Source organism: Kitasatospora sp. McL0602, assembly GCF_052076145.1.
Taxonomy (GTDB): domain Bacteria; phylum Actinomycetota; class Actinomycetes; order Streptomycetales; family Streptomycetaceae; genus Kitasatospora.
The window spans coordinates 5,417,147-5,440,869 of record NZ_CP197246.1 but is presented as its reverse complement, the minus strand read 5'-3'; the positions used below and the strand labels follow the sequence as shown (position 1 = coordinate 5,440,869).

Below are 23,723 nucleotides of genomic sequence, written 5' to 3'. Positions count from 1 at the left end.
CAGCCCCGGACGAGTGGTCGTCCGGGGCTGCGGGTGGTGGTCCGTCAGAACCAGGATTCAGCGGGTCAGCAGGGGCCGTTGTCGGCCCAGACGCCCCACTGGCCGCTGGCGGTCGGGTCCTCGTTCGTGGTCCACCACTTGTTGGTCCAGTAGTGGCCCTTCCACGAGACCTTCGTGGCGGTCGCGTAGGTGGCGGAGGCGCTCCAGCTCGGGGCTGCCGTGCAGGAGGTGCTCGGCGAGGTCGACGGGCTGCTGGAGGGCGAGCTCGACGGCGAGGAGGACGGGCTGCTGCTCGGGCTGCTCGACGGGGAGCTGCTCGGGCTGCTGCTCGGGCTGCTGCTGGGGCTGCTGCTCGGCGAGGAGGACGGGGAGGACGACGGCGAGGCCGAGGTCGACGGCGCCGGGCAGCTCGCCGCGGAGCCGTCGGTGGCGCTGGCCATCTTGTCGAACAGCGTGGTCTGGGTGCCCATGTCGTACAGCGAGAAGGCGAACGAGCCGCCGAGGCCGTTGCAGTGCGCGTAGTCGAGCTTGGCCTGGATCGACTGGGCGTTCTCGCCCGTCCAGAAGGTGGTGCCGTCGTAGAAGTACGAGGTCTTGGCGGTGTCGTCCCAGTAGGTGTACGCCGGGTTGTCGACGAAGCCGTTCAGCTCCTTGTACATCCGGATGCCGTTGACGTTGCCGGACATGGCAGCACCGGTGGCCGGGCCGGTCGCGCTCTGGAAGAGGCCGTGGTTGGCACCTGCGGGCACGCCCGTCCAGCCGCGGTAGTAGAACGGCACACCCATGTTGATCTTGCTGGCTGGGAAGCCGCCCTTGATCCCGTACTGGGAGTCGCCGACCGTCCACGCCTTGATCGCGTTGTCGATCGAGTACTTGCCGTTGCCCGGCTTGACCGGCGTCATCGGGTCGTTCGGGCCCGAGTAGAGCGGCGCCTGGTGGTTCGTCGGGCCGGTCGCGTCCCACGCACCGTGCATGTCGTAGGTCATGACGTCCAGGAACGTGAGGTACTGGCCGAGCTTGTCGGTCTCGACGTTCTGGATCTTGTCCTGGCCGGCGCCGACCGCCGCCGAGAGGGCGTAGGTCTTGCCGTCGGCCTTGCCCTGGGCGTCCAGCTGCGAGCGCAGCTCGGCCATCAGCAGGGTGTAGTTCTGCTTGTCGGCCGCCGAGGAGTGGTTGCCGGTGTGGCCGCCGCCGCCCGGGTACTCCCAGTCGATGTCGAAGCCGTCGAAGATCCCGGCCGCCGAGCCCGGACCGCCGAAGCCAGCGTCCACGGGCAGGTTGCCCTTGATGAACATGTCGATGCAGGAGGAGACGAAGGCCTTGCGGTTGGCGTCGCTGGCGGCGACGTCGGAGAAGTACTTGGAGTACGTCCAACCACCGATCGACATCAGGATCTTGAGCTTCGGGTTCTTCGCCTTCAGCTTCTTCAGCTGGTTGAAGTTGCCCGTGATCGGCTGGTTCCAGGTGTCGGCGACGCCGTCCACGCTGGTGTCCGCGCCGTAGGACTTCTGGTAGTCCGCGAAGGCGTCCGCCGCGCCGTCACCGGCGTTCGGGTCGTCCTCGTTCTGGGAGGCGGCCTTGGTGGCCTCGAAACACTTCAGCGACGTCGGGTTGATGTTCGCGAAGTCGTAGATCATGTAGTCCAGCTTCCCGGCTATGCCGGTGTCCTGGACGGTCTTCGGGTAGTACGCATTGCCGTACACCGACCACTGGTCGAAGTAGGCGACCTTGATGCCGCCGCTGGTGGCGGGGGCACCGGTGCTGTTGGTGGCGGCGGCCTGGGCGGTGGCGCCGGCACTCAGCACGAGGCCGGTGCCGAGCAGCAGGGAGGCGGCGGTGCCGAGGGCGAGGGCGGCGAGGCTCTTCGGGCGGCGCTTGCGACCCGGCTCCTGGAGAGCCTCTCGGGGAGCGTGGACAGCACGATTCATGGGTGCATGACTCCTGGTTGTGGGGGAACTGCCGTACCTCGTCGGGAGGGACACACGGGGTGGGGCCGCATGGCCAGGGGCATGACAGCTGGGAATCGAGCAGGGGCCTGGTCTGACGGAGGCCGGGATGCGCCGAACCGGCGCCGGAGGTCTGGACCACCGGCGCCGGCCCAGGGGCTCCCTGCACCTGGCATAAAAATGGACTAGACCAACTCCCCCGTCAAGAGCCCTGATTGCCCCTTGAGCCCCCCTTAAGGTTCCCCGCCCCCGCCGCCCGCCCCGGCCGCACCCCGCTGACCAGCAGAACACCGGCCCGCAGGGCAAGCGGGCCGGTGCACGGGTGACGCAGAGATGATCAGGGTCCGTCAGTTCGTACTCGGCCCCTCAGGCCGGATTCAGTACCTCAGGGCTGCGCCGACCTTCGCCGTCACCGTGCCGGAGAGGTTGCGGTTGCTCCGGGCGGTGGCCTGGGCGGTGGCCGAGGCGGCGGTCTCGGGGACGCTGAGCACGACGACGTCCAGCGCCTTCCCGGACGAGTCCTCGAAGGTCACCTCGACGCTGTACCGGTACGCCTTGCTGCCGTGGTTGGTGACGGTCACCGGCACCTCGGACCGGCCGTCCGAAGCCGTGGTCACGGCGCCGAGCATGACGTCCGCCTTGGCGTCGACGCCGTCCGTGACACCCGCCAGCGCGGAGGCGGCGGCGGACTGCGCCGAGGCCGCCGCCGAGGAGACCCCGTTGGCGGCCGAGGCGAGCGCGGAGGCGCCCGAATTCACGACGGCCGCCGCGGAGGAGACGGCCGAGCTCGCGCTGCTGCCGGAGGAACAGCCCGACAGCAGGGCCGCCGCCGTGGCGAGCGCGACGGCGGAGGCGGTACGACGGGGGTGTCGGTGCATGGGGTTGCTCCTCGTTCCGGGGGCTTCCGGGGACCTCCGGCTCACGAGAGCCCGGCGCCGTTCTGGTGCGCGGCCTCGTCGGCGGCCCGCTCCTCGCGGCGGCGGACGACCTCCTGACGGCGGGTGACCACGCTCGCGGCGGAGGCCGCACTGGCGGCGAAGGCCAGCAGGCCGACCCAGGCGCGGTCCAGGTGGTGGCCGCTCACGTGGTCGACGGAGTAGCGGCCCGCGCCGGAGATGCCGAGGGCGACGCCGCACGCACCGAGGAAGGCCGGGTACTCGTAACCGCCGGAGGTGGCGAAGAACCCGCCCGGGGCGTGCACCGAGATCGCGCCCGCCATCGTCCCCGCGACGATCGCGCCCGCAGCGGGCGTCGCCAGCCCGGCGATCAGCAGCACACCGCCGCCCGCCTCACCGAGCCCGGCCGCCAGGGCGCTCTGCCGACCCGGGACGAAGCCCATGTGCTCCATCGCCTTTGCCGTGCCCTCCAGCCCTCCCCCGCCGAACCAGCCGAAGAGTTTCTGGGTGCCGTGCGCGACGAGCACTCCGCCGACAGCGGCACGCAGGGCGAAGAGCCCCAGGTCCTTGCGGTTCAGACAGGTCATGATGAGCCCTCGGATCGTCCCGGCTGGTGGTGGCCCGTCGGAAGACGGTCCGTCTCCCATCCCAGCCCACCGCCGCCACCCCCTCGACCCGGGGACGCCATCCGGGGGAACCCGACCCGGTCAGGTGTCGTAGCGGCCGTCCCACGGGGCGTAGAACCCCATCTGCTGCGGCTCGAGTTCGTACCACTCCTCGTTCCGGTCCGCCATCATGTCCAGCAGGCCCCAGCTCCGGCCCTCCACCTCGATGGTGAACGGCTTGATCCGGATGTCGCCGAATTCCGTGACTCCCAGGCCCGCGAGCATCTCCGCCAGCAGGCGTTCCGCGTGGTCGAGGTCGACGGCGGCTTCGAGGAGGGTTTCGCGGTGGGTGCCGTCGTGGCCGAACATGTGGAGCAGTGCGCGGAGGACACCGCCCCCGACCTGCCTGTCCCGGACGATGTCCGCGAAGAACTGGCCGCCCCGGTGGGTGCCGATGGTCGCCGTACGCCGGTCGGGCCTGTCGGGCCCGTAGGGCATGTGCAGCATCGTCACCAGGCGGCCGGTGGGCTGCGGCACCGAGAGGAGGAGCTGCCGCCAGACGATCCCCTCGTGCTCGCTCGGGCCGGCCTCGACCCAGCCCCACAGCAGGGCCTCCGCCAGCTCGCGGGGCTGGTTGCCGACGGCCTCGAAGAGCCGCTCCATCGAACCGTCCTGGTACTCCACCTGCCAGCTCTCGGCGCCGTGCCGGAAGGTCTGGATGAAGTGGTCGGGCGCGCTCTCCCGGGCGATCACGAAGAACTGGTTGTCGGGCCCGGTGAGCTGGTCCATGGCCTGGCGGAGGGCCTGACGGTCGGACGCGGCGATCACCGTGCCGTCCTGCGACGTGATGAGCAGCGGGTCGGTCGACATGTGCACCTGGCCTCGGGAGACGGACGGTCGAGGCGCTGATCGTATGGGCAGCTCCCGACAGAGCCGGGCGGTGGTGTCAGGCCCGGCCGAGTGCCTGCACGAACCCCCGGGCCCGGCGGGTGATCTCGGGCCAGTCACCGGCGGTGACCAGGTCGGGGTGGACGACTTCGCTGCCCGCGCAGACGGCGAGGGCTCCGGCGGCGAGGAAGTCGGCAGCGTTGGTGGCGTTGACGCCGCCGGAGGCGATCAGGGGGGCGGCGGGGTAGGGGCCGCGGAGGTCCTTGAAGTAGCCGGGGCCGAAGGCGCGGGCCGGGAAGATCTTGACCGCCGCCGCGCCGTGGTCGACCGCTTCGGCCACCTCGGTGGGGGTGAGGGCGCCGAGGATGACCGGGACGGGGGCCGCCGCGACGGCCGGGCGGACGCCCGGGGTGACGAGGTACCGGGCTCCGGCGTCGACGGCCGCCGCCGCCTGGTCGGCGGTGAGCACGGTGCCGACGCCGACCAGGCAGCCGGTGCCCGCCGCGACGGCGCGCCGCAGGTGGGTGGTGACGTCCGGCGTGGTGAAGGTGAACTCGACCCAGCGGATGCCGCCCTCGGCGAGCGCGGCGCAGAGCGCCCCCGCGTCGGGTATCGAGGGGGCGCGGACCACGGCGATGACCCGGTCGGTGGCGAGTTCGGCGGCCAGCTCGGCGGCGAGCGGGTGGGGTGTCACGGTCTGGGGTGTCACAGTCTGGCTCCTAGGGTCCCGCGCCCGTCGGGGCGGCGGCGCAGTGTGCGGCCCGGGAGGGCGCCGGTCGGGCGGGAGTCGTCGATCACGGCGGTGCCGCCGACGAAGACGTACGGGATGCCCTCGGCCGGGCGGCGGGGGTCGTCGAAGGTGGCGGTGTCGCGGACGGTGAGCGGGTCGAGGAGGACGAGGTCGGCGGCGTGGCCGGGGCGGATCAGGCCCCGGCCCCGCAGGCCGAGGCGGCGGGCCGGGCGGCCGGTCATCCGGGCGATCGTCTCCTCCAGGGTGAGGACGCCCTCCTCGCGGCTGTAGTGGGAGAGGTAGCGCGGGAAGGTGCCCCAGGCCCGGGGGTGCGGGCGGGCGCCGGTGAGCAGGCCGTCGCTGCCGACGGTGTGGGCGGGGTGCCGCATGATCGCGCGGACGTTCTGCTCGTGGCCGACGTGCTGGAGGATGGTGGTGCGCAGCTCGTCCGCGAGCAGCAGGTCCAGGAAGGCGGTGGTGCCACTGACTCCCTGCCGGGCCGCCAACTCGGCGACGGTGCAGCCGACTTGGTCAGCCAGACCGGGCCGGTGGACACCGGAGAGCTGGATGGTGGCCCAGTCCGTGACGACGCCGTGGCAGCCGTCGCTGCCGGTCTCCTCGACGGCGGCTCGGATCAGCTCCCGGGCGGCCGGGTCACGCAGCCGGTCCAGAGTCGCGGCGGGCCCGCCCGCGGTGGACCAGGACGGCAGCAGGGCGGCCAGGGTGGTGGAGCCGGGGAGGTAGGGGTAGCTGTCGAGGGTGAGGTCGACGCCGTCGTAGAGGGCCTGGTCGACCAGCTCGAGGAACTCGCCGGCCCGGCCCTCGTTGACGCCGAAGTTCATGGTGGCGTGGGTGAGATGGAGGGCGCAGCCGGTGCGGCGGGCGAGGTCGATCACCTCGGCGTAGGCGTCGAGGGCGCCGGCGCCGTAACTGCGGGTGTGCGGGCAGTGGTAGGCGCCGTGGGCGGCCAGTACCCGGCAGAGGGCGGTGAGTTCGGCGCTGTCGGCGTACATGCCGGGGGTGTAGGTGAGGCCGGCGGAGAGACCGATCGCGCCCTCCCGCAGGCCCTGGGCGAGCAGTTCGCACATCCGGGCGAGTTCGGCGGGGGTGGCTGGGCGGTCCTCCCAGCCGACCACCAGGGCGCGCAGGGTGCCGTGCGGCACGAGGTAGCAGGCGTTGACGGCGAGCCCGGCGGCGTCCAGCCGGTCGAGGTACTGGCCGACGGTGCGCCAACTCCAGTCGAATCCGTCCGGATCGCCGTTCCAGCCCGTGAGTTGGCGGCGCAGCAGCGGGAGGGTGCGGTCGTCGACGGGGGCGTAGGAGAGACCGTCCTGGCCGAGCACCTCGCAGGTGATGCCCTGGCTGGTCCTGGCGTGGTGGGCGGGCTCGGTGAGCACGGCGAGGTCGGAGTGGGCGTGCATGTCGATGAAGCCGGGGGCGAGGACGAGCCCGTCGGCGTCGATGACCCGGGCCGCGTCGGCGCCCTCGTTCGGGGTGATGACGCCGTCGGTGACGGCGAGGTCGGCGCGGCGGCGTTCGGCGCCGGTGCCGTCGACCACCCAGGCGCCACGGATCAGCAGGTCGGGCCGCCACGCGTACGGCATCAGAAGTACGTCCGCACCAGGTCGACCACGCGCGGGAGTTCGGCGTCGGCGGAGTCGAGGACGGGGATCAGTGTCCACTTGTCGAAGACCGTGCAGGGGTGCGAGAGGCCGAGCCGGACGGTGTCGCCGATGCTGACGCCGGCGTCGGCGTCGCGCAGGAAGGCGTGCTGGTCGTTGAGCGCGGTGATCCGGCCGCCCGACGGGCCACGGCCACGTCCACGGACGAGTTGGGGCTCCGGGAAGCCCTCGTCGTACGAGAAGTCGCGCTTGCCGCCGTCGAGCAGCGCGAGGCCGGGCTCGGGCCGGGAGACGACCCGGGCCCAGCCGTGCAGGGCGGAGCGGAAGGGGGTGGCCGCCGCAGCGGAAGGGCGGGCGAGCGGGGAGATGCCCCGGTAGAAGCCGTCGTCGTGGGCGAGGTAGGCGCCGGAGCGCAGCACGACCCGGGTGCGGTCGTCGGCGAGCGGGGCGAGCTGCTCGGTGACGGTGTCGAAGTAGGCGCTGCCACCGGCGGTGATCCACACCTCCTCGGTCTCGAACAGGTCGTCGGAGGCAAGGAGTTGGTGCAGGCGGCCGAGCTCGGTGACGTACCGGGTGACAGCGGCCAGCGAGTCGGCGGTGGCGTCGTGGGCGATGGCGCCCTCGTAGCCGCTGACGCCCGCGAGGCGCAGCTCGGGTGCGGTGTGGACGGCCTGGGCGACGGCGTGGGCCTCGGCGAGGGTGCGGCAGCCGGTGCGGGCGCCGGGGGCGCCGAGCTCGACGCAGACGTCGACGGGGGCGGGGGCGCCGCGCAGGGCCTCGGCCATCAGCTCGACGGAGCGGACGGAGTCGACCCAGGAGGTGAAGCGCAGGGCGGGGTCGGTGGCCAGTTCGGCGGCGATCCAGCGCAGCCCGGCGGGGCCGAGCAGGGTGTTGGCGAGGTGGATGCGGCGCAGGCCGAAGGCTCGGGCGACGTGCAGTTGGGGCAGGTTGGCGAGGGTGATGGCGAGCGCCCCGGCGTCGAGCTGTCGCTGCCAGAGGGCGGGCGCCATGGTGGTCTTGCCGTGCGGGGCGAGGCCGACCCCGGCCTTGGCGCACCACTGGGCCATGGTGCTCAGGTTGTGGTCGAGGGCGCCGGCGTCGAGGGTGACCAGCGGCGTGGCGAGACCGTCGAGGGTCGGGCCGGTCGCCAGGTACTCGGCGGCGGTGAGCCCCCAGCCTGCGGCGGGGACGGCCTTGAACCGCCAGTCGAGCCGCTCGTCGGCGAGGGCCGCCACCCGGGCGCGATCCATCAGCTGCACCAGGACCAGCCTTCCTGTTGCGTCATCCGCAACGGTCGTTGCAAACCTGCTGGCCCTGATCTAACCTCAGGTCCAGACCAATGGTCAACGACCCAGTCTCCGAATGACACCAGCCTCCAGGAGCGCCCAGGTGACACCCCCCGCCTCCGCCGTCTGCCTCGGCGAGTCGATGGCCATGCTCATCCCCGATCCGCCCGGCCCGCTGGAGCTGGCCGAGACCTTCCGGCACAGCTACGGCGGCGCGGAGTCCAACACCGCCTGCACGCTCGCCGCCCTCGGCACCCCCACGGCCTGGATCAGCCGGGTCGGCGACGACGGCCTGGGCCGCCGCCTGGTCGGGCGGATCGCTGCGCACGGCGTCGACACCTCCGCCGTCGGCACCGACCCGGCCCGGCCGACCGGCCTCTACGTCAAGGAGACCGGCTCCGGTGCGGACCACCCGGCGGACCTCGGCGCCGGGCGCAGCCGCCTGCACTACTACCGGCGGGGCTCCGCCGCCTCCGCCATGGGCCCCGAGCTGCTGGCCGACCCGGTCGCCGCGCCGCTGCTCGCCACCGCCGCCCTGGTGCACCTGACGGGCATAACGCCCGCGCTCTCCGACAGCTGCCACCGGCTCGTCCGCACCCTGCTCGCCACGCCCGGCCCGCTGGTCAGCTTCGACCTGAACTGGCGGCCCGCGCTCTGGGCCGGGCGGGACAGGCAGGCGCTGCGCTTCCTGATGAACGCCTCGGACATCGTGCTGCTCGGCGCCGACGAGGCCCGCGAGGTGCTCGGCACCGACGACCCGGCGGCCTTGCGCAAGCTGCTGCCGCGCCCCGGGGTGCTGGTGCTGAAGGACGACGCCCACCGCGCCGTCACCGTTCTCCCCGACGGCGCCGTCATCGCCGAACCCGCCCTGCGGGTCGAGGTGGTGGAGCCGACGGGCGCCGGGGACGCCTTCGCGGCCGGCTACCTCACCGGCACCCTGCGCGGCCTGCCCGAGCGCACCCGGCTGCGGCTCGGCCACCTGGCGGCCGCCGCCGCCCTCGTCTCGCGCGGCGATCTCGGCACCCCGCCCGGCACCGAACTGACCGACCGCCTGCTGGCGTTGGACGAGCCGGGCTGGGCCGCCGTCACGGTCGACCGCAGCGGCTTCCACCTCCCGGGCGCACGGTGAGCAGCTCGACCGTCGCCCGCGCGATGCGCCTGCTCGCCGAACTCGGCCAGGGCGAGCGCAGCTTGGAGCAGCTCGCGGCCGTGCTGGAGGTGCACAAGAGCACGGTGCTGCGCCTGCTCCGCCCGATGGAGGACGAGCGGATGGTCCAGCGCGACGCCGCGCACCGCTACCGCCTCGGCCCGCAGCTCTTCGCACTGGCCGGCCTGGCGCTGGAGCAGCGCGGCATCCGCGCCGTGGCCGCCCCGCACCTGGCCGAGCTGAACGCGGCCACCGGCCAGACGGTGCACCTGGCCGCGTACGAGGGCGGCGAGGTGGTCTACATCGACAAGTACGACTCCCGCCAGCCCGTGCGGATGTACTCCCGGATCGGCCTGCGGGCGGCGCTGCACTGCGCGGCGGTCTCCAAGGTGCTGCTCGCCGACCTGCCACTGACGACACGTCAGGACGTGGTCCGGCAGATCGAGTTCACCCCGTACACCGCGAACACCCTGACCACGCCCGAAGCACTGCTCGCGGAGCTGGAGACCGTCGCCGCGCAGGGCTGGGCGCAGGACCGCGCCGAGCACGAGTCGTACATCAACTGTCTGGCCGTGCCCGTCCGGGACGTCACCGGGCGGGTGGTCGCGGCCGTCTCCGTCTCGGCGCCGGACGTACTGCTGAGCCACCGGCAGGTGCTGGCGCTGCTGCCGGAGCTACGGGCCACCGCCGCCGCGATCTCGGCGGACTGCGGGCTCGCGGCGCACTGAACACCTCCCCCGCCCCGATCGGACAAGGAAAAAAGCGATGAAGTTCGAGGTACGCACCACCGGCGCCCCCGCCCCCGCCTGGGTGTTCTCCCAGGGCGTCCGCAAGGGCCCGATCCTCCAGGTCTCGGGCCAGGGCCCGCAGGATCCGGAGACCTCCGAGTACCTGTACCCGGGTGACGTGAAGGCGCAGACCCTGCGGACGCTGGAGAACGTGCTCGCGGTGCTGGAGGCGGGTGGCGCGACGGTGGAGGACGTGGTGATGTTCCGCGTCTACCTGACCAGGCGGGAGGACTTCGCCGCGATGAACGAGGTCTACGGGGAGTTCATCGACAAGCACCTCCAGGGCGGCGTGAAGCCGTGCCGCACCACCGTCTTCGTCGAACTGCCGCACGAGGCGATGCTGGTGGAGATCGACGCACAGGCCGTCATCGGGTGACGGCCCCTCACCCCCGGGCCGGGCGCGGCAGCTCGGCGGCGCGCCCGGCCTGACGCATGATGGGGATCATGGCCGCCTTCAACCTGAGCAGCGCTTTCGTCACCTTCTTCGCGGTGGTCGGTCCCCCGAAGGTGCTGCTCTCCTTCGCCCACGCCGCCAGGGACCGCGCACCTGCCGAGCTGCGGCGGCTGACGCTGGCCAGCACGCTGGTGGCGGCGGTGGTCGGCGTCGCGATGGCGTACAGCGCGGACTTCCTCACCTCGTTCTTCCACATCAGCGACCAGTCGCTCCAACTGGCCGGTGGCGTGATCTTCTTCATCTACGCCGTCGCCCTGGTGCTCGGCGTGCACCTCGGCGGCTCCTCCGGGGGCGAGGAGGACGCACACCTGGCGAGCCCGCTGGCCGACGGGCTGCGCGAGCTGCTGCTCCCGTACGTCGCCAGCCCGCTGGCGATCACGGCGGTGCTGGTCGAGTCGCTGGAGGAGGACAGCCTCAGCTGGCACACCACCATCGCGGGTGCCTACCTCGCCGTGCTGGCGATCAACTGCCTCTGCGTGCTCGCCCTCTCGCGCATCCTGCGGCGCACCCACCAGACCTCGCTGGAGGTGCTCTCCCGGCTGCTCGGCCTGCTGCTCGCCGCCGTCGGCGTCGAGCTCTTCCTCACCGGCCTGCGGAGCGTCGGCGTCCACATCGCCGAATCGACCTACTGAGCGCCCCCGGCCTCACCCGGTGCACTCCGACAGATGATCCCGTTGCGGAACTATCCGCTACTGGACGTATTCTTGGAGGATGAGCACACAGCCGAACATCCGCGCAGCCCGCGACCTCACCGGCCTACTGGTCCACGCCGCGCACGCGATGAACACCCGCCTGACGCTGGCCCTCGCCGAGATCGACAGCTCCCCGCGCGCGCACTGCGTACTGCTGCACGCCATGGAGACGGAGCGGACGCAGACCCAACTGGCCGAGCTCGCCGGGCTGGACAAGACCACCATGGTCGTCACCGCCGACGAGCTTGAGCGCGAGGGCCTGGCCGAGCGGCACCCCTCCAGCACCGACCGGCGCGCCCGGATCATCGTGGTCACGCCGGCGGGCGAGGAGCGGGTGCGCCAGGGGGTCGAGATCGTCGACCGCGTGCACGCGGAGGCCCTCGGGCTGCTGCCCGAGAACGAGCGTCAGGTGCTCGTCGACGCGCTCACCCGGTTCCAGCAGGCCCCGGCGGTCGAACCCGCCGAGAGCGACAAGCCGGTCCGCCGCCCCCGCCGCCCCCGCCAGTAGCCCACCCGCTGCCGCCAGATAGTCCCGAAAGAAATCGTCTACTACAAAACTATCTGCTAACGTCTCTCTTGTTGCACCGCGCCCCCGTGGAACTGGAGAGCCGTCTGATGTCCGACACCCCCCGCTCGCGCTGGCTGGCCCTGGCCGTCATCTGCGCCGGAATGCTGATGATCATCCTGGACGGCTCGATCGTCACGGTCGCTCTCCCCGCCATCCAGAGCGACCTGGGCTTCTCCTCCTCGGGCCTGACCTGGGTCGTCGACTCCTACATGATCGCCTTCGGCGGCCTCCTGCTCCTGGCGGGCCGACTGGGCGACCTGATCGGCCGGAAGCAGATGTTCGTGGCCGGGCTCGCGGTCTTCACCGCCGCGTCGATGCTCTGCGGCTTCGCGACCAGCCCCGAGCTGCTGATCGCCGCGCGGTTCCTCCAGGGCGTCGGCGGTGCGATGACCTCCTCCGTCGGCCTCGGCATGGTCGTGGCACTCTTCCCCGAACCGGCCGAGCGGGCCAAGGCGTTCGGAGCGTTCGGCTTCGTCGGCGCCGGTGGCGCCTCGCTCGGCCAGGCCCTCGGGGGCGTCCTCACCCAGGGGCTCAGCTGGCACTGGATCTTCTTCGTGAACCTGCCGATCGGCCTGATCACCGTCATAGCCGGCCTCCGGCTGCTGGCCCCCGAACGTGGGCTGGGCCTGCGCGAGGGTGCCGACGCCCTCGGGGCGCTGCTGGTCACCTCGGGTCTGATGCTCGGCGTCTACACCATCATCGAGGCCGGTCCCTACGGCTGGGCCTCCGCGCACACCATCGGCTTCGGCACCCTCTCCGCCGCCCTGCTGGCCGCCTTCGTCGCACGCCAGGCCCGCGCCGCCAAGCCGCTGCTCCCCCTGCGAATGTTCGCCTCACGCACCGTCAGCGCCGCCAACTTCGTCCAACTGCTCATGCTCGCCTCGGCGTTCAGCTTCCAGGTGCTCGTCGCCCTCTACCTGCAGAACGTGCTGCACTACAGCGCCGCCCGCACCGGTCTGGCGATGCTGCCAGCCGCGCTCACCATCGGCACCGTCTCGCTGTTCATCTCGGCCCGCGCCATCACCCGCTTCGGCGAGCGCAACGTCCTGCTGACCGGCCTCGCGCTGCTCGCCGTCGGCATCGGCCTGCTCACCCGGCTGCCCGCCGGTGGTGCGAGCTACGCCGTCGACCTGCTGCCCACGATGCTCGCCCTCGGCGGCTTCGGCCTGGCGATCACCGCACTCACCGCCCTGGGCATGTCCGGCGCCCGCCCTGACGACGCCGGTCTGGCCTCGGGTCTGTTCAACACCACCCAGCAGGTGGGCGCCGCCCTCGGCGTCGCCGTCCTGACCATGCTGGCCGGCTCACACAGCAAGGAGCTCGCCGCCTCGGGGGCGACCGAGGCGACCGCCCTGACCGGCGGATTCCACCTCGCCTTCGCCGTCAACACGGCGCTCCTGCTGCTCGCCCTGGGCATCGCCGCCGCGACCCTGCGGAGCTCGGCCGCCCGCACCCCGGCCCCGGTGGTCGTGCACGCCTGACCGGACCGCACCGAGGGGGCACTCCCGGCCGAGAGGCCGGGAGTGCCCCCTCGGCACGTGCGCAGCAGGCAGCTACTGGCCCGGTTCGGGCCGGGCCAGCCCCGCCTCGTACGCGATGATCACGGCGTGCACGCGGTCGCGGGCGCCGATCTTCGCCAGCACGCGGCTGACGTGGGTCTTGATGGTGGATTCGGAGAGCACCAGCAGCTCGGCGATCTCGCCGTTGGTCAGCCCGCGTGCCACCGCCTGGAGCACCTCACGCTCGCGCTCGGTCAGGGCGGCCAGCCGCAGGTCGGGCTCGGCGGTGGTGGTGACGCCCCGTTCGATGAAGGTGTCGAGCAGCCGCCTGGTCAGCGCCGGGGCCACCACGGCGTCGCCCGCCGCGACGGCTCGGATGCCGGCCAGCAGCTCCTCTGGCTGGGCGTCCTTGAGCAGGAAGCCGCTCGCCCCGGCGCGCAGCGCGCCGTACGCGTACTCGTCCAGGTCGAAGGTGGTCAGCACCAGCACCCGGGAGCGGCTCCCCGCCGCGATGATCCGGCGGGTCGCCTCGATGCCGTCCATCCCCGGCATCCGGATGTCCATCAGGACCACGTCCGGGCGCAGCTCGGCCGCCTGCCGGACGGCCTCCGCGCCGTGCCCGGCCTCGCCGACCACGCTGGTGTCGGGGTTGCTGTCCAGCAGCATCCGGAAGCCGAAACGCTGCAACGGCTGGTCGTCGACGATCAGCACGGTGGTCAAGGTCGGACCTCTTTCTGAGCAGTGGGCAGTGTCGCGTGCACGGACCAGCCGCCGTCCCCGGTGGGCCCCGCCTCGGCCCGGCCGCCCGCGAGGACGGCCCGCTCCGTGATGCCGACCAGGCCCTGCCCGGTCCGGCCAGTCTGCCCGGTGGGCGGGGCCTGCGGTGCACCGTCCCGGCGGCCGCTGTCCTGGACGCGTACGTCGACCTCCCGGCCGGTGGCTCGCAGCGTCACCCGGACCTCCGCCGCCGGGCCCGCGTGCTTCAGGCTGTTGGTCAGGGCCTCCTGGACGATCCGGTAGACCGCGAGCTGCACCCCGGGCGTCAGCGCGTCCAGGTCACCGGCGGTGCGGTAGGAGATCCGCGGCCCGGCCTCCTGGATGCGCTCCAGCAGTGCGGCGAGGTCGGCGATGCCCGGCTGCGGGCTCAGCTCGGCGTCACCGACCGGCCCGTCCGGGCGTTCGCGCAGCGCACCGAGGGTGCGGCGCAGCTCGCTGAGCGCCTGCCGGCCGGTGCCCGCGATGATCCGCAGCACCTCCGCGCTGCGGGCCGGGTCGGCGGCCGCCGCGTACGATGCGCCGTCGGCGAGGCCGATGATGACGGCCAGGTTGTGGCCCACGATGTCGTGCATCTCGCGCGAGACGCGGGAGCGTTCGGCGAGGGTGGCCAGCTGGACGCGCTGCTCGCGCTCCACCTCCAGGCGGTCCGCCCGATCGGCGAGGGCGCTCAGCTGGGCCTCGCGGACGCGGACCACCAGGGCGAGCGCGGCGGCGGCGGTGGCCGCCGAGTAGAAGAAGAACAGGCTGTTCAGCTCCTGGCGCTCGAACGGCACCACCCGGAAGGCGGCGACGGTGAGCGCCCCGGCGCTGCCGAGCGCCGCCCAGGGCAGCCGCCGCAGCGGCTCGTACCGGGCCACGGCATACAGGGCGATCATCAGACTGGTCGCGCTGTGCAGCGCACCGCCGAACCACCACTGCACCCCGCAGCCGACCAGCACCACCGCGAGGACGGCCGACGGCGCCCGCCGCCGCCACATCAGCGGCAGCGCCTGGGCCAGGAGCGTCACCACCAGGACGGCCGGATGCGGGTGGTGCTGCTTCAGCACGTCCCCCAGGCCGGCCCCCAGCACCAGGAGCGCCAGCAGCGAGTCGAGGCCCACCGGGTGCGCGCGGTCCAGCCGCCGCAGCCGACGGCCGAGACCGAGCACCCGCCGCGCGAACGGGCTGCGCCACAGCACGTCGAGCTCGGTCGACGGGGAAACGCTCACGATCACATCCTTCCGCAACCGGCCGGCCCCTGGCGCTCCTGGTGCCCTGGCGACAACGCTAGGCGTCGCTGCGCTTCAGGCGCCACGCCGCACCGGCGAGGGCCAGCGCGACCCAGCCGGCGAAGACCGCGAGGCCGGCGCCGGGGGTGAGGGTGTTGGCGGCGTGGTGCAGGGCGAAGACCGAGCCGCCCGCGTTGCCGGGGAGGTAGGGGCTGAGGTCGTTCTTCAGGGTGGTGGGCAGCAGGCCCGTCAGGACGGGCAGCAGCATCAGCGACACCACCAGCAGCCCGATGCCACCGGCGACCGAGCGCACGAGCGCGCCGAGCGCGACCCCGAGGACGCCGACCAGCGCGAGGTAGACCCCGGCGCCGAACAGGCTCCGCAGCACACCGGAGGAGGAGAAGGTGAGCGCGATGTCCTTGCCGTGCAGGAAGGATTCGCCGCCGAGGAAGGCGACCAGCGCGCCGACCGTGGCGAGCACGAGGGCGATCACGCCGTACGTCGCGGCCTTGGACCAGAGCACCGGCAGCCGGGTCGGGACGGCGGCCAGGGTGGAGCGGATCATGCCGGTGGAGTACTCCCCGGCGGTGATCAGCACGCCGAGTACGCCGATCGCGAGCTGGGCGAAGTCCAGGCCGGCGAGCGCCAGGCCGACGGCGTCCTTCGCCTCGCCGCCGGGGCCGTGGTGGAACTCCCCCGGGGAGTAGTTGGCGGCGGCGATCAGGCCGAAGGCGATCAGGAAGAGCAGCGAGAGGCCCAGCGTGATCCAGGTGGAGCGGAGTGACCAGAGCTTGGCCCACTCGGCGCGCAGCACCCGGCTGCCGGTGACCTTGTAGGCGGGTCGCTGGGTCTGCGCGGGTACGCGCTCGACGGTCAGAGTGCTCATGCGGCGCTCCCGGTGACGGTGGTGGCGGAGACAGGGCCGACGGTGGTGCCTCCGTGGTACTCGACGGATTCGCCGGTCATGGCCATGAACGCCTCCTCCAGCGAGACGGCCTGCGGGGTCAGCTCGTAGACCGGAATGCCGTGGTCGAAGGCGGTCTCGCCGATCTGGCGGGCCGTCAGGCCGGTGACGTGCAGCTCCTCCGAGCCGGCCGCGCCGGTGATCTCCACGTCCGGGCCGAGCAGCAGCTCGCGCAGCCGGGTCGCGTCGCCGGTGCGGACCAGCACGCTGTGGCCGCCCGCGTCCTCGATGAGCCGGGCGACGGTGGTGTCGGCGAGCAGCTTCCCGCGGCCGACCACGATCAGCTTGGTGGCCGTCAGCGCCATCTCGCTCATCAGGTGCGAGGAGACGAAGACGGTGCGACCCTCCTCGGCGAGCCCGGTGAGCAGGTTGCGGATCCAGAGCACGCCCTCGGGGTCGAGGCCGTTGACGGGCTCGTCGAGCATCACCGTCTGCGGGTCGCCGAGCAGCGCGGCGGCGATGCCCAGGCGCTGGCCCATGCCGAGCGAGAAGGCCCCGGCCCGCTTGCGCGCGACCTTGGTGAGGCCGGCCAGCTCGATCACCTCGTCGACCCGGCGGCGCGGGATGCCGTGGGTGAGGGCGAGCGTGTTGAGGTGGTTGAACGCGGAACGGCCGGGGTGGATCGACTTGGCCTCCAGCAGCGCGCCGACCTCCTGGAGCGGGGCGGTGTGCTGGGCGTAGCGGCGGCCGTTGACGGTGACCGAGCCGCTGGTGGGCGCGTCCAGGCCGACGATCATGCGCATCGTGGTCGACTTGCCCGCGCCGTTCGGGCCGAGGAAGCCGGTGACCACACCCGGCTCGACGGTGAAGTCGAGGCCGTCCACGGCCGTCTTATCGCCGTACCTCTTGACCAGCTGGTGGATCTCGATCATGGGTTTCGTCCTTGCGTCCCGGTGCTGAGCCTGGCCGTCAGCGGCCATGACCCAACCGTAGGAACTCCGCACCCCCGAAACCCCGGCACCACGGGATGATCCTCGCCGCCGAGCGGTACCGCGGTACCACCGGCCATAAGCCCTCAGGCGGAGGGCACGACCGGCCGCCAGGGCACCGGGCTGGAGAGGATCATCGAGCTGCCGGGCTGCCCGTACGCGCCGAGCCGGTCGATCAGCTGCTCGAACTCGGCCATCCCGGCCACCGCGACCAGCAGCATGCAGCACGCCCCGCCGGTCACCCGGTGCAGCTGCAGCACCTCCGGCCAGCGCGCGACCTGCGGGTCACGGAGCACGCAGCGCGGCCCGTAGCACTGGATCTGCACCAGCGCGGTGACGGCGAGCCCGGCGCGGGCCAGGTCGATGTGCGCGTGGTAGCCGCTGATCACGCCGTCCGCCTCCAGCCGCCGCACCCGCTCGGCGACGGCGGGCGAGGAGAGGTTCACCCGGCGGGAGAGCTCGTTGTACGAGAGCCGGGCGTCGCTCTGCAGTTCGGCGAGCAGAAGGCGGTCGACGGCGTCCACGGGTGCTCCTGGGGTGGCTGGTTTCGGTTCACTAGGCTTGATCGGGAAAAGACCTTCTGTTCGCAAGGCGCGATGCCCGATCCGGTGCCTGCCGCCCATTCATCCACGGCCTGCACCGCCGCACAATAGTCCCCGGCCGTCATGTCGTGACGGACCATGCGAAATCGGGTGCGCCGGGAGGAACCGTCATGAGCCAGGCCAGTGTGAGTACGCCGAGGCTGTCGTTCGGCCCCGAGGACGAGCCGGAGACCGGCACCCCGTACTCCCAGTACGTGCGGCTGGAGACCCTGCACAGCCTCCAGCACCCGCGCAGCAAGGTCGACGCCGAGCTGTCGTTCATCATCACCACCCAGGTCATGGAGCTGCTCTTCGACCTGCTGCGGCACGAGTGGACGACCGCCCAGCACGCCCTGCGCGAGGACGACCTGCCCGCCACCGTCGCGGCGCTGCGGCGCGGGCAGCACGTCCAGGACGTGCTGGTCAGCTCCTGGGACCTGCTGGCGACCATGACGCCGCTGGAGTTCAACGCCTTCCGCCCGGTGCTCGGCGAGGCCTCCGGCTTCCAGTCCTCCGCCTTCCTCCGGCTGGAGTTCCTGCTCGGCAACAAGAGCGAGAAGCTGCTCACCATGTACCAGGGCGTCCCCTCGGTGCACGGCGAGCTGACGATCGCCCTCCAGTCGCCGAGCCTGTACGACGAGGCGCTGGCCCTGCTCGACCGGCGCGGCATCCCCACCCCGCACGAGGCCACCACCGCCCGGCACCAGGCCTCCGCCGAGGTCGAGGCCGCCTGGGCGCAGGTCTACACCGACCCGGCGCACGCCGAGCTGGCCCGGCTCGGCGAGGCCCTGCTCGACACCGCCGAGCGCGTCACCCGCTGGCGCCAGCGGCACTACTCGGCCGTCAAGCGCTCGATGGGCGCCAAGCCCGGCACCGGCGGCTCCAGCGGCCTGACCTGGCTCAAGCAGTCCGCCGACCAGGACGTCTTCCCCGAGCTGTGGAACGTGAGGAACGAGCTGTGACCCCGAGCCGCAAGGACTGCGAGGCACTCGACGCCGCGGACCCGCTGGCCGGCTTCCGAGCCGAGTTCGTGCTGCCCGAGGGCGTGGTCTACCTCGACGGGAACTCGCTCGGCGCACTGCCCGCGCGCACCTCCGAGCGCGTCCGGCAGCTGGTCGAGGTCGAGTGGGGCCAGGAACTGATCCGCAGCTGGAACGACGCCGGCTGGTTCGCCCTGCCGCACACCCTCGGCGCCCGGGTCGCCCCCCTGGTCGGCGCCGCGCCCGGCCAGGTCGTGGTCTGCGACACCACCTCCGTCAACCTCTTCAAGCTGCTCTCGGCCGCCCTGCGGCTGCGCCCCGGCCGCCGGACCGTCCTCGCCGAGCAGGCCGCCTTCCCCACCGACCTCTACATCGCCGAGGGCGTGACCTCGATGATCGAGGGCGCCCGCACCCAGCTGCTTGACCACGCCGGGCAGCTCGACGCCCTGCTCGGCGACGACGTGGCGGCCGTCGTGCTGTCCCATGTCGACTACCGCACCGGCGAGTTGCTCGACATGCCGGGCATCACCCGGCGTGTCCAGCAGGCCGGCGCCCTGATGATCTGGGACATCTGCCACTCCGTCGGCGCCCTCCCGATCGAACTCGACGCCTGCGGCGTGGACTTCGCCGTCGGCTGCACCTACAAGTACCTGAACGGCGGGCCCGGCTCGCCGGCCTTCCTGTACGTCGCGGAGCGCCACCAGGCCGCCGCCGAGCAGCCGTTGAGCGGCTGGTTCGGCCACGCCCGGCCGTTCGCCTTCGAGCCCGGCTACGAGCCGCTGCCGGGGATCGGCCGGTTCCTGACCAGCTCGCCGTCGATGCTCGGCCAGGCCGCCCTCGGCGCGAGCCTGGACGTCTGGGAGAAGGCCGATCTGCAGGCCGTCCGGGCGAAGAGCCTCGCGCTGACCGACCTCTTCGTCAGCCTGGTCGAGCCGCTCGGCCTGGAGGTCGTGACGCCGCGCGACCACGAGCGGCGCGGCAGCCAGATCGCCCTCCGGCACCCCGACGGCTACCCGGTCGTGCAGGCCCTGATCGAGCGCGGGGTGATCGGCGACTTCCGGGCACCGGATCTGATGCGCTTCGGCTTCACTCCGCTGTACGTCTCCTACTGCGACGTGTGGGACGCGGCGCGGCACCTCGCCGAGGTGCTGGACTCCGGCGAGTGGCGGGCCGAGCGGTTCAACCAGCGGGGTGCGGTGACATAGGGCTGTCCGGCCCGTCCAGCCCCTCCGGGCCGGGCGGGCTGACCCGGCTGCCGGGCGGGCCGCCCTCCGCGAAGGCGTTGGGCAGGCTCTCCCAGGCGGGCGGCACCGGCGCCACCGGTATCCGCGCGGTGCGCGCCACCTCGACGATCCGCCAGGCGAGCCGGTAGACCGCCAGCTCGTACCGGGCCCGCTGCTCGGGCGCGGCCGCCAACCCGAGCAGCCCCTCCGTCGCGTACTCCTCGACGGTGTTGTCGATGTAGCGCAACTGCCCTGCCACCTCGGGGAGTTCCTCCGGACGGACCGGCTCCCACAGCGCCGGCACGATACCGCTCGACCAGCCGTCACCACCTGCGCGGTGCGCGAAGGCCGCCCACTCCCGGCCGCAACGCTCCTCCCGGAAGTAGCCCGGCGAGTAGAACGGCACGAAGACCCGGCACCCCGCGAGCGCCTCGGCCGCCTCCTCGCGCGGCAGCCCGCCGCCACCGAGGAACCCGGCGGGCACCGGGGCGGGCAGGTCGGTCAGGTCCATCACCACCTCGCTCAGATCCGCGAAGAGCTGCTCCACCAGCTCCCGCCGCCCCGCCTCCGCACCCGCGCCGGGGCGGCCGAGGTGGTTGTGGCTGAGGTAGAAGTACGGCGCCACCGGCGTCCTGGCCGCCGACGAGGCGGCCGGGTTGCGGGAGAACAGGAAGGTCTCCCCCGGCATCCGGAGCCAGACCAGCTGATCGGGCCCGGCCTGCTCCCGGACGGACCGCATCAGATGACGGACCGTCAACTCCGGTCTGCCACCCGGCTCGCCGTCCTTGAGCAGCCGGAACAGCTGGCCGGCCAACGAACGCCCGGTCTGCGGCCGGACGCCAATCAGCTGGTGCACCGCCGACCCGGCCTCGGCGGGCTCGGCCGGTGCCTCCTGCCCCTCGGCCACCCAGCCGTCCAGCACCACCAGCCGGTTGGGGGCCGGGCTGCCCCCGACCAGGTCGAGCAGATCCGGCCAGTACAGCGAGGCCTGCCCCGGCACCTTGACCGCGAGCTCGCCGATCCGGGTGCTGGTCACCTCGCCGCCGACGTAGACCACCAGGGTGTCCCGTGCCTCCTCGGCCGCCGCCTGCAACGCCCGCCGGAAGTCGTGCAGGCTGTGGATGCCGAGCCAGAGCCGCTCCCGGTCCAGCCCGACCAGCCGCCGGCTGAGCAGCGCGCCCGCCAGGTTGTTGAGGTCGGTGCGGTGCACCAGGCCGCCCAGGTCGAGCGGCGCGTCCGACTGCGGGGCGGCCAGCAGCAGCACGGCACGGGAGCGCTCCGGATCCGGCAGGGCCAGCGCCCGCCCGGTGCCGGGCGAGGGCACCGACCGGACGACGGGCGAGCTCGGGCCGTCCAGCATCCGCAGCGCGGCCGGGCTGATCAGGGCGAAGGGCTGCCGCTCGGCCCCGACGACGACGCCCGGCCCCTCGGTGGCCGCCAGCGCCGCGATCTCGTTGGGGGCGCGGCCCGCCCGCGCGGCGATCTGTTCACCGACCCGGGCCAGCAGGCCGACGGTGCGGTGGGTGGTCGACCGGGGAAGCGTCCGGAGCAGCAACTCCCGTACTCCCGGGCGGAACTCGAAGTGGTCGCGGTGCCCTTCCCGCTCCCTGAGCAGGCCGCTGACCACCACCTCGGCGAGGTGCTGGGGCTGCGGTCGGGCGAAGCCGGCGGCCTGGAGCAGCCGCATCACCGGGAGGGCCGGGGTGGTCAGCGCGGTCAGCCCGGCGAGCGTGAACGCCTCCGGCGAGGCGACCGAGCGGAACCTCAACACCAGCTCTTCAGCGGCGAGTTCGTCCGGCTCGGGCCCGGCCGACGCACCCACCCCGGCCGTCAGGCCGACCGATCCGACCAGCAACGCGGCGCCGACCACCTGCCCGCCGCTCGGACTGCCCACCAGGTGCGCCCAGTTGGCGATCCACCCGGCCCCGGGCTCCAACACCGGCACCGGCAGCTCCCCCGCCCCCGGCCCGTCCTCGGCGAACGGAGCGAAGTCGTACGCCGCGTTGGGTGCCCCGGCCTCGGGCGCCGACAGCAGCCCCGGCAGCACGGGCAACGCGCCGAGCCGCCAGAGCCGTTCGGGCAGCGGCTGGACGACGGCGACGGGGGCGCGCCGGGCGAGCGCGTGCAGCGTACGGCGCCAGCGCTCACCCGGCGGGCCCGCCCGCCACTGCGGGCCCATGCAGTCGCTCAGCACCAGGACGGCCGTGCGGGTGCCGTGGACCTGCCGGCGCGTGAGCCGTCCGTCGTCACCGAGGCCCGAGAGCACCACCTGCCGGAAGGCGCCGGTCTGCTGGAGCAGGGTGCGCAGCTCGTGGGCGAGTTGGCGCCACAGACGCATGGTCGGCCCGCAGTCCAGCACCAGGTGGAGATCGAGCCAGCGCTCCAGGCTCGGGCGCAGCACCGGCAGCCACTGCACCTGCCCGGGGCCGCGCAGCGCCTCGGCCAGCCGGTGGGCGGTGGCGGTCTCGTCGAGCAGGGAGCTGCGCGGGTCGGGCACCCGGCGCTTCAGCGGGCGCAGTGCCCGTTGCAGGGCCAGTGGCCGGGGCAGCATCGGCGTGCTCGGGGCGGGCACCGGCGCGGCGGCGGCGAGTCGGGCCGCCGGGTCGTCGGAGGGGAGGTGCAGGGCGGTGCGGACGGCCTGGCCGTCGGCCCTGGCGGTGCTCCGGGCATGGCCACCCGGGCTGCCCGGCGAGGCAGGGTCGCCCCCGGTGCGGCGGGCCCGGTGGCCCGCCGCACCACCGGCCGGGTCGGCGTCGTCGCTGCCCGGGGTCGAGCGGGCGGCGAGCCAGAGCAGCTCGGCCAGCTCGACGGGCTCGGGCGCGGCGCGGCCGAGTTCGGCGAGCAGAGCGGTGAGCCGGTCGAGGCCGCCCGGGGGCGGCCGCCGCCGGACGGCCTCCGGCAGCGGCTCCTGGTCAGAACACATCGTCGTCCTGGCCCCGGCTGAGGTAGGGCATCACCTGGGCGGCGAGCGCGGCCCGGTCGGCGGCTTCGGCGAGTTCGGGGCGGGAGGTCAGATAGATCGCGTTGAGCAGCTGGTCGGTGGCGAGTTCGCCGTCCTCCCGCCGGGTCAGGAACACCCGCAGGATCTCGTCCACCAACTCGGCGTCGGAGCCGGGCAGGTGGGCCTTCACGATGGACTCCAGCTCGGCCCCCTCGGGCCTGCGCAGTTCGAGCACCACGCAGCGCCGCAGGAAGGCCGCCGGGAACTCCCGCTCGGCGTTGCTGGTCAGCACGGTGAACGGGAAGGCCCGGCAGCGCACCCGCCCGCCCAGCACCGGCGCCCGGCCGCGCCCGTCGGCCGTCAGCACCTGCGCCTCGGGCAACTGGGCGGCGGTCCGGACGAGTTCGTCGATCTCGTACTGGCCGTCCTCCAGCACGTGCAGCAGGTCGTTGGGCAGGTCGAGGTCGCCCTTGTCGATCTCGTCGATCAGCAGCACGCGCGGTCTGCCGTACGGGAGCAGTGCGGTGCCGAGCGGGCCGAGCCGCAGGTGCTCGTCCAGCCCGGTGCCCGGCGAGCCGGAGCCGGCCTGGTTGGCGGCGTAGAGGCGGGAGAGCGGGTCGTACTGGTAGAGGCCGTCGCGCAGGGTGCTGCGGCTGGTGATGTTCCAGCGCAGCACGGGCCCGAGGCCGAGTTCGCGGGCGACGGCGTACGGAAGGCTGGATTTGCCGCTGCCGGGCGGGCCGGTGACGAGCAGCGGGCGGCGCAGGTAGAGAGCCGCGTTGACGAGTTCGACCGTCTCGGCGGTGGGGCGGAAGGTCCCGGCCCGGTGCGCGGAGGGGGCGGTGCAGGGGTCGGTGCCCTCGGCGGGCGTCGCCAGGGCGGGGCCGCCGTCGAAGGTGCGCCAGGGCGGGGGCGCCGGGAGCGCGGCGAGACCGTCGTGGGGCTCGTCGGTGCCCCGGTAGATCCGGGTCAGGGGCATGGGGCTGGCTCTCTCTCCTG

At 73.2% G+C, this 23,723-nt stretch carries 22 protein-coding genes; 8 read left to right on the top strand and 14 right to left on the bottom strand.

The features are described from left to right. Nucleotides 1-65: 65 nt before the first annotated feature. The 7 genes from ACR68M_RS24795 to ACR68M_RS24765 form a co-directional block, all read right to left on the bottom strand. A complete protein-coding gene (locus ACR68M_RS24795) occupies nucleotides 66-1,928 on the bottom strand; it encodes a glycosyl hydrolase family 18 protein (RefSeq protein WP_441246314.1) in 1,863 nt (620 codons plus the stop codon). A gap of 395 nt (nucleotides 1,929-2,323) precedes the next feature. Further along, on the bottom strand, nucleotides 2,324-2,824 hold the full coding sequence (locus ACR68M_RS24790) for a hypothetical protein (protein WP_441246313.1): 501 nt from the start codon (nucleotides 2,822-2,824) through the stop codon (nucleotides 2,324-2,326). A 41-nt stretch (nucleotides 2,825-2,865) separates the two neighbouring features. After that, nucleotides 2,866-3,429 carry a DoxX family protein gene (locus ACR68M_RS24785; RefSeq protein ID WP_441246312.1) on the bottom strand — a complete coding sequence of 188 codons (564 nt, stop codon included), beginning with the start codon at nucleotides 3,427-3,429 and terminating at the stop codon, nucleotides 2,866-2,868. Between the two features lie 120 nt (nucleotides 3,430-3,549). After that, nucleotides 3,550-4,317 (bottom strand): hypothetical protein, encoded by a 768-nt coding sequence (locus tag ACR68M_RS24780; RefSeq protein WP_441246311.1) that lies wholly within the window; start codon nucleotides 4,315-4,317, stop codon nucleotides 3,550-3,552. Between the two features lie 76 nt (nucleotides 4,318-4,393). Continuing rightward, entirely contained in the window at nucleotides 4,394-5,044 is a 651-nt protein-coding gene (locus ACR68M_RS24775) for a bifunctional 4-hydroxy-2-oxoglutarate aldolase/2-dehydro-3-deoxy-phosphogluconate aldolase (RefSeq protein WP_441246310.1), read from the bottom strand. After that, a complete protein-coding gene (locus ACR68M_RS24770; RefSeq protein WP_441246309.1) occupies nucleotides 5,041-6,669 on the bottom strand; it encodes an N-acyl-D-amino-acid deacylase family protein in 1,629 nt (542 codons plus the stop codon). The genes ACR68M_RS24775 and ACR68M_RS24770 overlap by 4 nt, the downstream gene beginning before the upstream one ends. After that, complete coding sequence (locus tag ACR68M_RS24765) at nucleotides 6,669-7,937, bottom strand: alanine racemase (RefSeq protein WP_441251707.1); 1,269 nt, start codon at nucleotides 7,935-7,937, stop codon at nucleotides 6,669-6,671. Before ACR68M_RS24765 ends, ACR68M_RS24770 begins: the two co-directional genes overlap by 1 nt. Before the next feature lie 139 nt (nucleotides 7,938-8,076). Here ACR68M_RS24765 and ACR68M_RS24760 point away from each other — a divergent pair, with 139 nt between their 5' ends. From ACR68M_RS24760 to ACR68M_RS24735, 6 genes are all read left to right on the top strand, one after another. Then, nucleotides 8,077-9,102: a sugar kinase gene (locus tag ACR68M_RS24760; protein ID WP_441246308.1), complete on the top strand. Its 1,026-nt coding sequence runs from the start codon at nucleotides 8,077-8,079 to the stop codon at nucleotides 9,100-9,102. Then, nucleotides 9,099-9,848, top strand: coding sequence for an IclR family transcriptional regulator (locus tag ACR68M_RS24755; RefSeq protein ID WP_441246307.1), 750 nt, complete (start codon nucleotides 9,099-9,101; stop codon nucleotides 9,846-9,848). Before ACR68M_RS24760 ends, ACR68M_RS24755 begins: the two co-directional genes overlap by 4 nt. 37 nt (nucleotides 9,849-9,885) lie before the next feature. Then, nucleotides 9,886-10,284 (top strand): RidA family protein, encoded by a 399-nt coding sequence (locus ACR68M_RS24750; RefSeq protein WP_441246306.1) that lies wholly within the window; start codon nucleotides 9,886-9,888, stop codon nucleotides 10,282-10,284. Nucleotides 10,285-10,352: 68 nt separating this feature from the next. Then, nucleotides 10,353-10,994, top strand: coding sequence for a MarC family protein (locus ACR68M_RS24745; protein WP_441246305.1), 642 nt, complete (start codon nucleotides 10,353-10,355; stop codon nucleotides 10,992-10,994). Between the two features lie 79 nt (nucleotides 10,995-11,073). Further along, nucleotides 11,074-11,562 carry a MarR family winged helix-turn-helix transcriptional regulator gene (locus ACR68M_RS24740; protein ID WP_441246304.1) on the top strand — a complete coding sequence of 163 codons (489 nt, stop codon included), beginning with the start codon at nucleotides 11,074-11,076 and terminating at the stop codon, nucleotides 11,560-11,562. A 107-nt stretch (nucleotides 11,563-11,669) separates the two neighbouring features. Continuing rightward, nucleotides 11,670-13,103, top strand: coding sequence for a DHA2 family efflux MFS transporter permease subunit (locus ACR68M_RS24735; protein WP_441246303.1), 1,434 nt, complete (start codon nucleotides 11,670-11,672; stop codon nucleotides 13,101-13,103). 72 nt (nucleotides 13,104-13,175) lie between these two features. On the opposite strand, the gene ACR68M_RS24730 is transcribed toward ACR68M_RS24735, so the two are convergent. The 5 genes from ACR68M_RS24730 to ACR68M_RS24710 form a co-directional block, all read right to left on the bottom strand. Next, nucleotides 13,176-13,841: a response regulator gene (locus ACR68M_RS24730; protein ID WP_441246302.1), complete on the bottom strand. Its 666-nt coding sequence runs from the start codon at nucleotides 13,839-13,841 to the stop codon at nucleotides 13,176-13,178. Continuing rightward, entirely contained in the window at nucleotides 13,838-15,106 is a 1,269-nt protein-coding gene (locus ACR68M_RS24725) for a sensor histidine kinase (protein WP_441246301.1), read from the bottom strand. The genes ACR68M_RS24730 and ACR68M_RS24725 overlap by 4 nt, the downstream gene beginning before the upstream one ends. A gap of 58 nt (nucleotides 15,107-15,164) precedes the next feature. Beyond that, the gene (locus tag ACR68M_RS24720; RefSeq protein WP_441246300.1) at nucleotides 15,165-15,992 is read right to left on the bottom strand and encodes an ABC transporter permease; all 828 of its coding nucleotides are present in this window, start codon (nucleotides 15,990-15,992) and stop codon (nucleotides 15,165-15,167) included. Continuing rightward, on the bottom strand, nucleotides 15,989-16,942 hold the full coding sequence (locus ACR68M_RS24715) for an ABC transporter ATP-binding protein (protein ID WP_441246299.1): 954 nt from the start codon (nucleotides 16,940-16,942) through the stop codon (nucleotides 15,989-15,991). The genes ACR68M_RS24720 and ACR68M_RS24715 overlap by 4 nt, the downstream gene beginning before the upstream one ends. A 143-nt stretch (nucleotides 16,943-17,085) precedes the next feature. Beyond that, nucleotides 17,086-17,523, bottom strand: a complete 438-nt coding sequence (locus ACR68M_RS24710; RefSeq protein ID WP_441246298.1) for an Lrp/AsnC family transcriptional regulator — start codon at nucleotides 17,521-17,523, stop codon at nucleotides 17,086-17,088. A 188-nt stretch (nucleotides 17,524-17,711) separates the two neighbouring features. Here ACR68M_RS24710 and ACR68M_RS24705 point away from each other — a divergent pair, with 188 nt between their 5' ends. Together ACR68M_RS24705 and kynU are read left to right on the top strand one after the other, a co-directional pair. Then, complete coding sequence (locus ACR68M_RS24705; RefSeq protein ID WP_441246297.1) at nucleotides 17,712-18,542, top strand: tryptophan 2,3-dioxygenase; 831 nt, start codon at nucleotides 17,712-17,714, stop codon at nucleotides 18,540-18,542. Beyond that, a complete protein-coding gene (gene kynU / locus ACR68M_RS24700; protein ID WP_441246296.1) occupies nucleotides 18,539-19,765 on the top strand; it encodes a kynureninase in 1,227 nt (408 codons plus the stop codon). The genes ACR68M_RS24705 and kynU overlap by 4 nt, the downstream gene beginning before the upstream one ends. On the opposite strand, the gene ACR68M_RS24695 is transcribed toward kynU, so the two are convergent. Both ACR68M_RS24695 and ACR68M_RS24690 read right to left on the bottom strand, forming a co-directional pair. After that, entirely contained in the window at nucleotides 19,740-22,706 is a 2,967-nt protein-coding gene (locus ACR68M_RS24695; protein ID WP_441246295.1) for a TIR-like protein FxsC, read from the bottom strand. The genes kynU and ACR68M_RS24695 overlap by 26 nt on opposite strands. Next, nucleotides 22,696-23,703, bottom strand: coding sequence for an AAA family ATPase (locus ACR68M_RS24690; RefSeq protein WP_441246294.1), 1,008 nt, complete (start codon nucleotides 23,701-23,703; stop codon nucleotides 22,696-22,698). The genes ACR68M_RS24695 and ACR68M_RS24690 overlap by 11 nt, the downstream gene beginning before the upstream one ends. Between the last annotated feature and the right edge of the window lie 20 nt (nucleotides 23,704-23,723).